This window comes from Buttiauxella gaviniae, assembly GCF_040786275.1.
GTDB classification, from domain to species: domain Bacteria; phylum Pseudomonadota; class Gammaproteobacteria; order Enterobacterales; family Enterobacteriaceae; genus Buttiauxella; species Buttiauxella gaviniae_A.
In genome coordinates this window covers 919,123-933,249 of record NZ_JBFMVT010000002.1, presented here as the reverse complement: position 1 = coordinate 933,249, position 14,127 = coordinate 919,123, and the positions used below count along the sequence as shown (strand labels likewise).

Below are 14,127 nucleotides of genomic sequence, written 5' to 3'. Positions count from 1 at the left end.
CAATTGAAGCAATAGTTAATATTTTGAGAGAGCACTCAGGCTCATGGCGCAATTCTACTCTGCAAAGCGACGGGTTACGACTCGTCAGATCATAACCGTGAATGTTAATGACCTTGATCCGTTCGGTCAGGGCGTTGCACGGCATAACGGTAAAGCGCTGTTTATCCAGGGCGCGCTGCCTGGTGAGCAGGTCGAAATCACGATTACCGAAGACAAACGTAACTTTGCCCAGGCTCGGGTTAAGCGCCGCTTAAACGACAGCCCACAACGTGTTGCACCGCGTTGCCCCCATTTTGGCGTGTGCGGCGGTTGCCAGCAGCAACATGTCAGCATCGAATTGCAGCAGCAAGCAAAATCCCGTGCGCTGGCGCGCATGATGGGAACACGAGAAGCGCCGGCGGTCGTCAATGACATTATTTCTGGTTCGCCGTGGGGCTATCGTCGCCGTGCGCGCTTAGGGTTGAATTACCACTCTAAAACACAAACCTTACAGATGGGATTTCGTAAATCTCAGGACAGTGAGCTGGTCAATATTCACCAGTGCCCTGTTTTGGCGCCCCAACTTGAGGCATTGCTGGAACCCTTGCACCAATGTTTATCACAGTTAAAAGCGGTTCGGCGTTTAGGGCATGTTGAACTGGTGCTGGCTGATAATGGCCCGCTAATGGTGTTGCGCCATTTAGATGCACTTCATGATGACGATCGGCAAAAACTGGAACGCTTTTCGCATTCTGTGGGCGTCGCGCTGTTTTTAGCCCCCGACAGTGAGACACTCACGGCGGTGGGTGATAACCAGCCCTGCTATCATTCAGACGGGCTACGCTTAACGTTCAGCCCGCGTGATTTCATCCAGGTGAATGACGAAGTGAATCAGCAGATGGTGGCTCGTGCCATCGAATGGCTGGATATTCAGCCAACCGACCGCGTGCTGGATCTGTTCTGCGGAATGGGGAATTTTACGTTACCGTTTGCCACCCGCGCCCAAAGTGTCGTTGGGGTGGAAGGCGTTGCTGCGCTGGTGGCGAAAGGTGAATATAATGCGCAACATAATTCGCTGAAAAATGTGACATTCTTTCACGAAAACCTGGAAGATGATGTGACGCGTCAGCCGTGGGCTGCCCAAGGTTTTGACAAAATATTGCTCGACCCCGCGCGAGCGGGTGCGCCAGGCGTCATGCAGCATGTGATTGCACTTGCCCCTGAACGAGTGGTCTATGTTTCATGTAATCCGACAACGCTTGCCCGCGATAGCGAGGCATTGCTGGCGGCAGGATACCAATTACGCCAACTCGCTATGCTGGATATGTTCCCGCATACGAGTCACCTGGAATCGATGGCGTTATTTGAGCGGAATTAAGGGGTTATTCAGGATTGTGTTATCGGATCACGATCTGATAAATCCCCAATAGGAGAGAACAATGGTTGCGGTAAGAAGTGCACATCTCAATGTAGCTGGCGAATTTGCGCCCGATAGATGGATTGCTAGCCTCGGGATCACTAACCAGCAGTCATGTGAACGCTTAGCCGAAACCTGGCGGTATTGCGAGCAACAGACCAAAGGCCATCCTGACGCTGAACTGCTACTGTGGCGCGGTGTCGAGATGGTGGAAATCCTGTCGATGTTAAGCATGGACAACGACACGCTGCGAGCCGCATTATTGTTCCCTCTTGCCGATGCGGGCGTGGTCACCGAAGAGGTGATGCGCGAAAGCATCGATAGCCAGGTTGTCACGCTCATCCACGGTGTGCGCGACATGGCGGCCATCCGTCAGCTTAAAGCTGCCCATACCGATTCCGTCTCTGCAGAACAGGTCGATAACGTCCGCCGCATGTTACTGGCGATGGTCGACGATTTCCGCTGCGTGGTCATCAAGCTGGCGGAGCGTATCGCCCATCTGCGTGAAGTAAAAGACGCGCCAGAAGATGAACGCGTGCTGGCGGCGAAAGAGTGTACCAATATTTATGCTCCGCTCGCCAACCGTCTCGGCATCGGCCAACTTAAATGGGAGCTGGAAGATTACTGCTTCCGCTACCTGCACCCTGCTGAATACAAACGCATCGCAAAATTGCTGCATGAGCGTCGCATCGACCGTGAGCATTACATCGATGAATTTGTTAGCGCGCTGCGTAAATCGATGAAAGAAGAGGGCGTGAAGGCTGAAGTGTATGGCCGCCCGAAACACATCTATAGCATCTGGCGCAAGATGCAGAAGAAATCCCTCGCCTTTGATGAACTGTTTGATGTGCGCGCCGTGCGTATCGTCGCGGAGCGTTTGCAGGATTGCTACGCCGCGCTCGGCATTGTGCACACGCACTATCGCCATATGCCCGACGAGTTTGACGACTACGTGGCGAACCCAAAACCGAACGGCTATCAGTCGATTCATACCGTGGTGTTGGGGCCAAACGGCAAAACCATCGAAATCCAGATCCGTACCAAACAGATGCATGAAGAGTCGGAGCTGGGGGTTGCTGCCCACTGGAAGTACAAAGAAGGCAACGCACGCAGCGGCAGCACAGGGCATGAAGACCGCATCGCATGGCTGCGTAAACTGATTGCCTGGCAAGAAGAGATGGCGGATTCCGGCGAACTGCTGGATGAAGTGCGCAGCCAGGTCTTTGACGACCGCGTATATGTCTTTACCCCGAAAGGCGATGTGGTGGATTTACCTGCAGGCTCCACGCCGCTTGATTTTGCCTACCATATTCACAGCGATGTCGGGCACCGTTGCATTGGCGCGAAAATCGGCGGGCGCATTGTGCCGTTTACCTATCAGCTGCAAATGGGCGATCAGATTGAAGTCATTACCCAGAAGCAGCCGAACCCGAGCCGTGACTGGTTGAACCCAAACCTGGGTTACATCACCACCAGCCGTGGCCGCGCCAAAATCCACAACTGGTTCCGCAAGCAAGATCGCGACAAAAACATTCTGGCTGGGCGGCAGATCCTTGATGACGAAATTGAGCATCTGGGTATCAGCCTGAAAGAGGCTGAAAAATCCCTGCTGCCGCGCTACAACTTCAATGAAATTGAAGAGTTACTGGCGGCAATTGGCGGCGGGGATATTCGTCTTAACCAGATGAGTAACTACCTGCAGGCCCAGTTTAATAAGCCAACCGCTGCCGAACAGGATGAGCAAGCTCTTCGTCAACTGAAGCAGAAAACCTACACGCCGCAATCGCGCAGTAAAGATAACGGCCGCGTGGTTGTGGAAGGCGTGGGTAATCTGATGCACCACATCGCACGTTGCTGCCAGCCTATTCCGGGCGATGAGATTGTCGGTTTTATCACGCAGGGGCGGGGGATCTCGATTCACCGCGCAGACTGCGACCAGCTTGCCGAACTGCAATCTCACGCGCCAGAGCGTATCGTAGATGCCGTTTGGGGCGAAAGCTACTCCAGCGGCTACTCGCTGGTGGTGCGCGTCACTGCCAACGATCGCAGCGGCCTGCTGCGTGACATCACCACTATTCTGGCAAATGAAAAGGTGAATGTGTTGGGCGTTGCCAGCAGGAGCGACACCAAACAGCAACTGGCAACCATCGACATGAATATCGAAATCTACAACCTGCAAGTGCTCGGTCGCGTACTGGGCAAACTGAACCAGGTGCCGGATATTATCGATGCGAAGCGACTGCACGGCTGATTTAGGGCCTGTAACTTTGTAGGTCGGATAAGCGCGAGCGCCATCCGACATTATTTAGTGGATGGCGCGTTGTTTATTCACCCTATGCAAAATGTAAAGGACCGACATTGAATCAAATCACCCGCCTTCTGGGCATCATGAAGCGCCTGCGCGACCCGGAAACCGGCTGCCCGTGGGATCGTGAACAAACTTTCGCGACCATTGCGCCCTACACCCTGGAAGAAACCTACGAAGTGCTCGATGCCATCAACCGCGAAGATTTTGATGATTTACGCGGTGAGCTGGGCGATTTGCTGTTCCAGGTTGTGTTCTACGCGCAAATGGCTCAGGAAGAAGGGCGCTTTAATTTCGATGATATTTGTGAGGCGATCGGCGACAAACTCGAGCGCCGCCACCCGCATATCTTTGCCGACGCAACGGCTGAAAACAGCACTGAAGTGCTGGCGCGTTGGGAGCAAATTAAAACGGACGAACGTGCCGAAAAAGCACAACATTCAGCGCTCGATGACATTCCACATGCGCTGCCTGCGTTAATGCGTGCGCAGAAAATCCAGAAACGTTGTTCAACCGTTGGTTTTGACTGGACCACGCTCGGCCCGGTGTTAGATAAGGTCTACGAAGAGATCGACGAAGTGATGTTTGAGGCGAAACAGGCCGTCGTTGATGAAACAAAACTGGAAGAAGAAGTCGGTGATTTATTGTTCGCCACCGTCAATCTTGCGCGCCATTTAGGGACTAAAGCTGAAACGGCATTACAAAAAGCTAACCTCAAATTCGAGCGCCGTTTCCGCCAGGTGGAACAGATTATTGCCGCCAGAGGCCTGACAATGACCGGTGTCGACCTGGAAATCATGGAAGAAGTCTGGCAAGAAGTTAAACGCCAGGAAACTGATATCTAACGTGTTTTTGTGGTCAAGCGCTTTTAATGGCATTTTCGATTTAACAAGCGCTTGATTTGAGTCAAAAACATTTATGCCAAACGGGCTATTTTCGTTGCCCTGACAAAGTGCGAGGTCAGGGCTTTGCAGACAGAATGAAAGTTTGTGGCGCCGATACTGTTCGGGTATACTACTTTCCCGTCCTGGTACTTCCATCGTCTTTAAACCTAACTCTTCAGGTTCAGCATGACAACGAACTATATTTTTGTGACCGGCGGGGTCGTTTCCTCTCTGGGTAAAGGCATTGCCGCAGCCTCCCTCGCAGCTATTCTCGAAGCCCGTGGCCTCAACGTATCCATCATGAAACTCGATCCGTACATTAACGTCGATCCGGGTACCATGAGCCCTATTCAACATGGGGAAGTGTTCGTTACAGAAGACGGCGCTGAAACCGACCTGGATTTAGGTCACTACGAGCGTTTCATTCGCAACAAAATGACGCGTCGTAACAACTTCACCACTGGCCGTATTTACTCAGAAGTTCTGCGTAAAGAGCGCCGTGGCGACTACCTGGGCGCGACCGTTCAGGTTATTCCACATATCACGAACGCTATCAAAGAACGCATCCTTGAAGGTGGCGAAGGCTACGATGTCGTACTGGTAGAAATCGGCGGTACTGTAGGTGATATCGAATCCCTGCCGTTCCTCGAAGCGATTCGTCAGATGGCGGTAGAAGTGGGTCGTGAGCACACCCTGTATATGCACCTGACTTTGGTGCCGTACATGGCCGCTGCCGGTGAAGTGAAAACTAAACCGACTCAACACTCCGTAAAAGAACTGCTTTCCATCGGTATTCAGCCAGACGTGCTGATCTGCCGCTCTGACCGCGTGGTTCCGGCAAACGAACGTGCAAAAATTGCATTGTTCTGTAACGTACCGGAGAAGGCGGTAATTTCTCTGAAAGATGTCGATTCCATCTATAAAATTCCAGGCCTGTTGAAATCACAGGGGCTGGACGATTATATTTGTAAACGATTCAGCTTGAACGTTCCTGAAGCTAACTTGTCCGAATGGGAACAGGTTATCTACGAAGAAGCGAATCCGACAAGCGAAGTCACAATTGGTATGGTCGGCAAGTACATCGAACTGCCGGACGCCTACAAATCTGTGATTGAAGCGCTGAAACACGGTGGCTTGAAAAATCGCCTGACCGTTAACATCAAGCTGATTGACTCGCAGGATGTTGAAACTCGCGGTGCTGAAGAAGTGCTGAAGGGATTGGATGCTATCCTTATCCCTGGCGGTTTCGGTTACCGTGGTGTGGAAGGCAAAATCGCCACCGCGCGCTATGCTCGTGAGCAAAACATTCCTTATCTGGGCATTTGCTTAGGTATGCAGGTTGCGCTGATCGAGTTCGCACGAAACGTTGCAGGCATGGCTAACGCCAACTCAACTGAATTTGTGCCAGACTGTAAATACCCGGTGGTCGCCTTAATCACCGAGTGGCGCGACGAAGAAGGTAACGTTGAAGTTCGTACTGAAAAGAGCGACTTAGGCGGCACCATGCGTCTTGGTGGCCAGCAGTGTCAGTTGACCGATGGTAGTCTGGTGCGCCAGATGTACGGTGAACCGACAATCGTTGAGCGCCATCGCCATCGTTATGAAGTCAACAACATGTTGTTGAAGCAAATTGAAACAGCAGGTCTGCGCGTTGCGGGCCGTTCCGGTGATGACCAACTGGTAGAAATCATCGAAGTGCCAAATCATCCGTGGTTTGTTGCTTGCCAGTTCCACCCGGAATTTACTTCTACTCCGCGTGATGGGCACCCACTGTTTGCAGGCTTTGTTAAAGCCGCAGGTGAGTACCAAAAGCGTCAGGCGAAGTAAGCAGAAAGTTAGAACGACAACGCGCGAATGTTCGCGCGTTGTTTGTCTGGAGTTTTAGTTTAACTTGTACTGAGGAAAATCTAATGTCCAAAATCGTTAAAGTCATCGGTCGTGAAATCATCGACTCCCGTGGTAACCCGACTGTTGAAGCTGAAGTTCATCTGGAAGGCGGTTTCGTAGGTATGGCTGCGGCGCCATCAGGTGCTTCTACTGGTTCCCGCGAAGCGCTGGAACTGCGCGATGGCGACAAATCTCGCTTCCTGGGCAAAGGCGTTCTGAAAGCCGTTGCTGCAGTTAACGGCCCGATTGCTGCGGCTGTAACTGGTAAAGATGCGAAAGACCAGGCTAACATCGATAAGATCATGATCGACCTGGACGGTACCGAAAACAAATCCAACTTCGGCGCTAACGCAATCCTGGCTGTTTCTCTGGCTGCTGCTAAAGCTGCTGCTGCCTCTAAAGGCCTGCCGCTGTATGCACACATCGCTGAACTGAACGGCACCCCAGGCAAATTCTCTATGCCACTGCCTATGATGAACATCATCAACGGCGGCGAGCACGCTGATAACAACGTTGATATCCAAGAGTTCATGATTCAACCAGTTGGCGCGAAAACTCTGAAAGAAGCCATCCGTATGGGTTCTGAAGTTTTCCACACCCTGGCTAAAGTTCTGAAATCTAAAGGCATGGGTACTGCTGTTGGTGACGAAGGTGGCTATGCGCCAAACTTGGGTTCCAACGCTGAAGCACTGGCTGTAATCGCTGAAGCGGTTAAAGCTGCAGGTTACGAGCTGGGTAAAGACATTACTCTGGCTATGGACTGTGCTGCTTCTGAATTCTACAAAGACGGTAAATACGTTCTGGCTGGCGAAGGCAACAAAGCTTTCACCTCTGAAGAATTCACCCACTTCCTGGAAGAGCTGACCAAACAGTACCCAATCGTTTCTATCGAAGACGGTCTGGACGAGTCTGATTGGGATGGTTTCGCATACCAGACCAAAGTAATGGGCGACAAACTTCAACTGGTTGGTGATGACCTGTTCGTAACCAACACCAAAATCCTGAAAAGAGGTATCGACAACGGTATCGCTAACTCCATTCTGATCAAATTCAACCAGATCGGTTCTCTGACCGAAACTCTGGCTGCGATCAAAATGGCGAAAGATGCTGGCTACACTGCAGTTATCTCTCACCGTTCAGGCGAAACTGAAGATGCTACCATCGCTGACCTGGCTGTTGGTACTGCTGCAGGCCAGATCAAAACAGGTTCTATGAGCCGTTCTGACCGTGTTGCTAAGTACAACCAGCTGATTCGTATCGAAGAAGCTCTGGCTGCTGCCGGTACTCCAGCACCGTTCAACGGTCTGAAAGAAGTTAAAGGTCAGTAATTCGTTACTGCCTTAAATTCTTACAAAAAACCCGCTTCGGCGGGTTTTTTTATCTCTTTTTTTGTCGGCTTCTGAACACTTTATGTCTCCCCTTGAGGGTAAAGTTTGCACAACCCTGGCCTGTCGACCAGGCTTACGGGGACTTTTTCAATCACAGGTCAGGAGACCGACATGAAAGCAGCAGTTGTGAATAAAGACCACTCTGTAGGGATCATTGATAAACCCGTTCGCGCCCTTAAACACGGCGAAGCATTGCTTAACATGGAATGTTGTGGCGTATGCCACACCGATTTACATGTAAAAAATGGAGATTTTGGTGACGTAACCGGCATTACCCTCGGGCATGAAGGTATTGGTGTTGTGAAGACGGTGGGGCCTGGCGTCACGTCCCTGAAAGTAGGTGACCGCGCAAGCGTTGCGTGGTTCTTCCGGGGCTGTGGGAACTGCGAATACTGTAACACCGGCAACGAAACCCTCTGTCGCAGCGTCACGAACGCGGGTTATACCGCCGATGGTGGCATGGCTGAAGAGTGTATCGTGGTGGCAGATTACGCAGTAAAAGTTCCCGATGGGCTTGAATCTGCTGCTGCGAGTAGTGTGACTTGTGCAGGCGTCACCACTTATAAAGCGGTGAAAGTTTCCCACATTAAGCCGGGTCAGTGGATCGCGATTTATGGCTTAGGCGGCCTTGGCAACCTCGCGCTGCAATACGCTAAAAATGTCTTTAATGCCAAAGTCATTGCTATTGATGTGAATGATGCTCAGTTAGATTTCGCCAAAGAGAGCGGGGCGGATTTGGTCATTAACTCGCGCAATGAAGATGCTGCCAAAGTCATTCAGGAGAAAGTGGGTGGCGCACATGCGGCGGTAGTGACTGCCGTGGCGAAAGCGGCATTTAACTCTGCGGTAGACGCCGTACGCGCAGGCGCGCGTATTGTTGCGGTGGGTTTGCCATCTGAATCTATGAGCTTGAACATTCCACGTCTGGTTCTCGATGGGATCGAAGTGGTGGGTTCATTAGTGGGAACCCGTCATGATTTAGCCGAAGCCTTCCAGTTTGCTGCCGAAGGTAAAGTAGTGCCTAAAGTCACCCTGCGCCCTCTGGAAGATATCAATGCCATCTTCAAAGAAATGGAAGAAGGGAAAATCAAAGGCCGTATGGTGATTGATTTTAAAACTAAGAAGTAAGCATTTTTGTAGTGAACTTAAAATGGCTGGGATAATCCCGGCCATTTGCATGATCTCAGCCGCCACATCTGCGATAATTACTCTTTACACCTTTTTTGAGAAGACTATGCAGTATCCGATTAACGAGATGTTCCAGACCCTGCAAGGGGAGGGCTATTTTACTGGTGTGCCCGCCATTTTTATTCGCCTACAAGGCTGCCCGGTGGGCTGCGCGTGGTGCGATACCAAACACACCTGGGAAAAACTCGCGGATCGTGAAGTCTCTCTGTTTAGCATTCTGGCCAAAACCAAAGAAAGCGACAAATGGGGCAGCGCCAGCGCTGAAGACCTGCTGGCGATTTTCCAGCGCCAGGATTACACCGCGCGCCACGTGGTGATTACCGGCGGCGAACCGTGTATTCACGATCTCACCCCGTTAACCTCGCTGTTTGAGCATCATGGTTATAGCTGTCAGATTGAAACCAGCGGCACTCATGAAGTGCGTTGCACCGCAGGAACCTGGGTAACGGTTTCCCCTAAAGTGAACATGCGCGGTGGCTACGACGTGCTTTCCCAGGCGCTGGAGCGCGCTGATGAAATTAAACATCCGGTAGGACGTATGCGTGATATAGAAGCGCTGGACGAACTGCTGGCAACGCTGGTTGATGATAAAAAGCGGGTGATTGCACTCCAACCTATCAGCCAGAAAGAAGACGCTACGCGTCTGTGTATCGAAACCTGTATCGCCCGTAACTGGCGACTGTCGATGCAGACACATAAGTATTTGAATATCGCTTAAAACAAAAAAGGCACCTTTACGGTGCCTTTCTTTTTCGCATGTAGGTCAGGTAAGGCATAAGCGGCCACCCGACATTACCGCCGAGGAGTCAACCCTTATACACGCAACCGGCGGTACACGTTTCTTTCACCATCACCGCGCTTAGAAGCGGCACCAGCGGCTTCATCTCATCCCAAATCCACTTTGCCAGCACTTCGCTGGTCGGATTTTCAAGACCTGGAATATCATTCAGATAGTAGTGATCCAGCCTGTCATAGGTCGGTTTAAACGCCGCTTTCAGCTCGGAGAAATCCATAATCCAGCCGGTATAAGCATCGACCTCGCCAGTGATTTCCAGGCGCACCATAAACGAGTGGCCGTGCAGGCGACCGCATTTGTGACCTTCTGGCACATGTGGCAGGCGGTGAGCGGCTTCGAAGGTAAAATCTTTAAACAGGGTGGTGGTCATGATTTCAGTCTCAGTAGGGCGAAAAACCGCCGAATAGTACCGGAAACCACTATTTTACGCATTAACAAAAACTAGCATCTGTCCGGTATTGCCTATTTTAAGCAGGAATGTGTTTTTAAACTCTTATAAATCAATGAATTAATTAATCACTTTTAACACTATGTTTTACCCGAAAAATCGGTTAGTCATTTTGGTTATTTGTTATTTCCATACCTTCTTTAATTGTTACTATTCCGGTGGTTAACCTTACACCATGAATGCTTTTTACCGTTGAATGATGAAACGGATCTTTTGCTACTGGAACCCAATAAGCATGACAACACAGGCCCCACCGACAGCTTTGCTGCCGCTCACTCCGGAGCAGCTTGCGCGCCTCCAGGCGGCGACAACCGACTTCTCGCAGACTCAACTGGCCTGGTTATCGGGCTATTTCTGGGGAATGATTAACCAACAACCCGGCGCGGTAGCGGCACCACAACCTCCAGCGGCAGAGGTTCCGGTTATCACTCTACTCTCTGCTTCGCAGACCGGTAACGCACGCCGCGTCAGCGAACAGCTGCGTGATGATTTACTCGCAGCAAAATTAAACGTCAACCTGGTGAATGCGGGCGACTATAAATTCAAACAAATTGCCCAGGAAAAACTGCTGGTTGTCGTAACATCCACACAAGGCGAAGGCGAACCGCCTGAAGAAGCCGTGGCGTTGCACAAGTTCCTGTTCTCGAAGAAAGCACCAAAACTCCCGGGCACTGCGTTTGCGGTGTTCAGCCTCGGCGATACGTCTTATGAATTCTTCTGCCAGTCCGGTAAAGATTTTGATTCCAAACTTGCAGAGCTGGGCGGTGAACGCCTGCTGGATCGCGTTGATAGCGACGTTGAGTTCCAGCCTGCCGCCGCTGAATGGCGTGCAAAAATTGTCGAGGTTTTGAAATCTCGCGTTCCGGCAGAAACACCGGCGCAAGCGGCAGTGACTGCCACCGGCGTGGTTAACGAAGTTTCCTCAAGCCCGTACAGCAAAGAAGCGCCATTAGCCGCAACGCTTGCGGTTAACCAGAAAATCACCGGCCGTGATTCTGAGAAAGATGTGCGTCATTTCGAAATCGATCTGGGGGATTCCGGCCTGCGCTATCAGCCGGGCGACGCGCTTGGCGTCTGGTATCAAAACGATCCCGCACTCGTGAAAGAGTTGGTTGAATTATTGTGGCTGAAGGGCGACGAAAGCGTCTCCGTTGATGGCAAAACCTTGCCCCTTAGCGAAGCGCTGGAGTGGCATTTTGAGCTAACAATTAACACCGCCAATATCGTTGAGAAATATGCTCAGACTACTCGCAACGCCGCGCTGCTGGATTTAGTTGGTGATAAAACGAAGCTGCAACACTTTGCCCAAAGCACGCCGATTGTCGACATGGTGCGTTACGCGCCTGCTGAATTAACGGCTGAGCAACTGATTGAGCTGCTGCGCCCGTTAACGCCGCGCCTGTACTCCATCGCCTCATCCCAGGCAGAAGCTGAAAACGAAGTGCATATTACGGTAGGCGTTGTGCGTTATGACATCGAAGGCCGTGCCCGTACCGGTGGCGCTTCAGGTTTCCTGGCTGACCGTCTTGAAGAAGATGGTGAAGTACGCGTGTTTATCGAACATAACGACAACTTCCGTCTGCCTGCTAACCCGGAAACACCGGTGATTATGATTGGCCCTGGCACCGGCATTGCCCCCTTCCGTGCCTTTATGCAGCAGCGTGAAAACGACGGAGCAGGCGGCAAAAACTGGCTGTTCTTCGGTAACCCACACTTTACCGACGATTTCCTTTATCAGGTGGAATGGCAGCGTTACGTCAAAGACGGCCTGCTGACTAACATCGATCTTGCCTGGTCTCGCGACCAGCAACACAAAATATACGTACAAGATAAACTGCGTGAAAAAGGCGCGGAACTGTGGAACTGGATTAATGAAGGTGCCCACATTTACGTCTGCGGCGATGCGAATCGCATGGCGAAAGACGTTGAGCAGGCGTTACTGGAAGTGGTGGCCGAGTTCGGTGGCATGGATATCGAAACGGCAGATGAATTTTTAAGTGAGCTGCGCGTTGAGCGCCGTTATCAGCGAGATGTCTACTAATGAGCGAAAAACACCCAGGACCATTAGTGGTCGAAGGCAAACTAAGCGATGCCGAGCGCCTGAAACGTGAAAGCAATTACCTGCGTGGCACCATTAAAGAAGATTTGCAGGATGGCCTGACCGGCGGCTTCAGAGGCGACAACTTTTTGCTGATCCGCTTCCACGGCATGTATCAGCAGGACGACCGTGATATTCGCGCTGAACGTGCGGAACAAAAACTCGAACCGCGCCATGCGATGATGCTGCGCTGCCGCCTGCCGGGCGGGATCATCACCACTGAGCAGTGGCGTGCCATCGACAAATTTGCCGAAGATAAAACCATTTACGGCAGCATTCGTCTGACCAACCGCCAGACCTTCCAGTTCCACGGCATTCTGAAAAAGAACGTGAAACCGGCGCATGAAATGTTGCATGAAGTTGGGCTGGACGCGCTGGCAACCGCCAATGACGTGAACCGTAACGTGCTTTGTACGTCTAACCCGGTGGAGTCTGAACTACACCAGGAAGCCTACGAATGGGCGAAGAAACTTTCTGAGCATTTGCTGCCGCGCACGCGTGCTTATGCTGAGATCTGGTGGGATCAAGAGAAAGTCGCCACCACCGATGAAGAGCCGATCCTCGGTGAAACGTATCTGCCGCGTAAGTTTAAAACCACCGTTGTGGTACCGCCGCAGAACGATGTCGATCTTCATGCCAACGACATGAACTTTATTGCGATCGCCAAAGACGGCAAGCTGGTGGGCTTTAACCTGCTGGTGGGCGGTGGTTTGTCCATCGAACATGGTAATAAAGCAACTTACGCACGCACCGCGAGCGAATTTGGCTACATTCCGCTGGAGCACACGCTGGCGGTAGCGGAGGCCGTTGTCACCACGCAGCGCGACTGGGGCAACCGTACCGACCGTAAAAATGCCAAAACCAAATACACCCTTGAACGTGTGGGTGTTGACGTTTTCAAAGCTGAAGTTGAACGCCGGGCGGGGATCACATTCGAACCGATCCGTCCGTATGAATTCACTGGCCGCGGCGATCGTATTGGTTGGGTAAAAGGCATCGACGACAAATGGCACCTGACGCTGTTTATCGAGAACGGTCGTATTCTGGATTACCCAGGCAGGCCGCTGAAAACGGGCCTGGTTGAGATCGCGAAGATCCATAAAGGTGATTTCCGCCTGACCGCCAACCAGAACCTGATCGTGGCGGGTGTGCCGGAAAGCGAAAAGGCAAAAATCGAGAAACTTGCCAAAGACCATGGGCTGATGCACGCGGTGAAACCGCAGCGCGAAAACTCAATGGCCTGTGTGGCATTTCCGACTTGCCCGCTGGCGATGGCAGAAGCTGAACGCTTCCTGCCGCAGTTTGTGACTAAAGTTGAAGAAGTGCTGGAAAAACACCATGTGCCGGACGAGCACATCGTAACGCGCGTCACCGGCTGCCCGAACGGCTGTGGCCGTGCGATGCTGGCGGAAATAGGCCTGGTGGGGAAAGCTCCGGGGCGCTACAACCTGCACATTGGCGGTAACCGTATCGGGACGCGTATTCCACGTATGTATCGTGAAAATATTACCGAACCGGAAATTCTGGCTTCCATTGATGAGCTGGTTGGGCGCTGGTCGAAAGAACGCGAGGCTGACGAAGGCTTTGGCGACTTTACCATTCGCGCCGGGATTATCCGTCCGGTTCTCGATCCGGCACGGGATATGTGGGATTAACGGTTTAACGGCGGGTGGCGCATTGCTTACCCGTCCTATGACGGACTTGTAGGGTGGATAAGTGTCAGCGCCATCCACCACT

General features: G+C 51.9%; 10 protein-coding genes. 9 read left to right on the top strand and 1 reads right to left on the bottom strand.

All coding sequences use genetic code 11. The annotated features are described in order from the left end of the window. The first annotated feature begins 43 nt into the window (after positions 1-43). The 7 genes from rlmD (at position 44) to queE (ending at position 9,766) form a co-directional block, all read left to right on the top strand. Positions 44-1,357 carry a 23S rRNA (uracil(1939)-C(5))-methyltransferase RlmD gene (rlmD, locus tag AB1E22_RS05020; protein ID WP_367594346.1) on the top strand — a complete coding sequence of 438 codons (1,314 nt, stop codon included), beginning with the start codon at positions 44-46 and terminating at the stop codon, positions 1,355-1,357. A gap of 61 nt (positions 1,358-1,418) precedes the next feature. Further along, positions 1,419-3,647 carry a GTP diphosphokinase gene (gene relA, locus AB1E22_RS05015; RefSeq protein WP_367594345.1) on the top strand — a complete coding sequence of 743 codons (2,229 nt, stop codon included), beginning with the start codon at positions 1,419-1,421 and terminating at the stop codon, positions 3,645-3,647. Positions 3,648-3,754: 107 nt separating this feature from the next. After that, the gene (mazG, locus tag AB1E22_RS05010; RefSeq protein WP_367594344.1) at positions 3,755-4,546 is read left to right on the top strand and encodes a nucleoside triphosphate pyrophosphohydrolase; all 792 of its coding nucleotides are present in this window, start codon (positions 3,755-3,757) and stop codon (positions 4,544-4,546) included. A 225-nt stretch (positions 4,547-4,771) separates the two neighbouring features. After that, the gene (pyrG, locus tag AB1E22_RS05005) at positions 4,772-6,412 is read left to right on the top strand and encodes a glutamine hydrolyzing CTP synthase (RefSeq protein WP_367594343.1); all 1,641 of its coding nucleotides are present in this window, start codon (positions 4,772-4,774) and stop codon (positions 6,410-6,412) included. An 83-nt stretch (positions 6,413-6,495) separates the two neighbouring features. Continuing rightward, entirely contained in the window at positions 6,496-7,800 is a 1,305-nt protein-coding gene (eno, locus tag AB1E22_RS05000; protein WP_034457492.1) for a phosphopyruvate hydratase, read from the top strand. A gap of 171 nt (positions 7,801-7,971) precedes the next feature. Beyond that, on the top strand, positions 7,972-8,988 hold the full coding sequence (gene adhP / locus AB1E22_RS04995) for an alcohol dehydrogenase AdhP (RefSeq protein ID WP_367594342.1): 1,017 nt from the start codon (positions 7,972-7,974) through the stop codon (positions 8,986-8,988). Positions 8,989-9,094: 106 nt separating this feature from the next. Next, positions 9,095-9,766 (top strand): 7-carboxy-7-deazaguanine synthase QueE, encoded by a 672-nt coding sequence (gene queE / locus AB1E22_RS04990; RefSeq protein ID WP_367597332.1) that lies wholly within the window; start codon positions 9,095-9,097, stop codon positions 9,764-9,766. Positions 9,767-9,854: 88 nt separating this feature from the next. On the opposite strand, the gene queD is transcribed toward queE, so the two are convergent. Further along, complete coding sequence (queD, locus tag AB1E22_RS04985; RefSeq protein ID WP_367597331.1) at positions 9,855-10,217, bottom strand: 6-carboxytetrahydropterin synthase QueD; 363 nt, start codon at positions 10,215-10,217, stop codon at positions 9,855-9,857. Positions 10,218-10,527: 310 nt separating this feature from the next. Between queD and cysJ the strand changes: the two genes are divergently transcribed. Both cysJ and cysI read left to right on the top strand, forming a co-directional pair. Continuing rightward, the gene (gene cysJ / locus AB1E22_RS04980; RefSeq protein WP_367594341.1) at positions 10,528-12,333 is read left to right on the top strand and encodes an NADPH-dependent assimilatory sulfite reductase flavoprotein subunit; all 1,806 of its coding nucleotides are present in this window, start codon (positions 10,528-10,530) and stop codon (positions 12,331-12,333) included. Beyond that, a complete protein-coding gene (gene cysI / locus AB1E22_RS04975; protein WP_367594340.1) occupies positions 12,333-14,045 on the top strand; it encodes an assimilatory sulfite reductase (NADPH) hemoprotein subunit in 1,713 nt (570 codons plus the stop codon). Before cysJ ends, cysI begins: the two co-directional genes overlap by 1 nt. Positions 14,046-14,127: the final 82 nt, after the last annotated feature.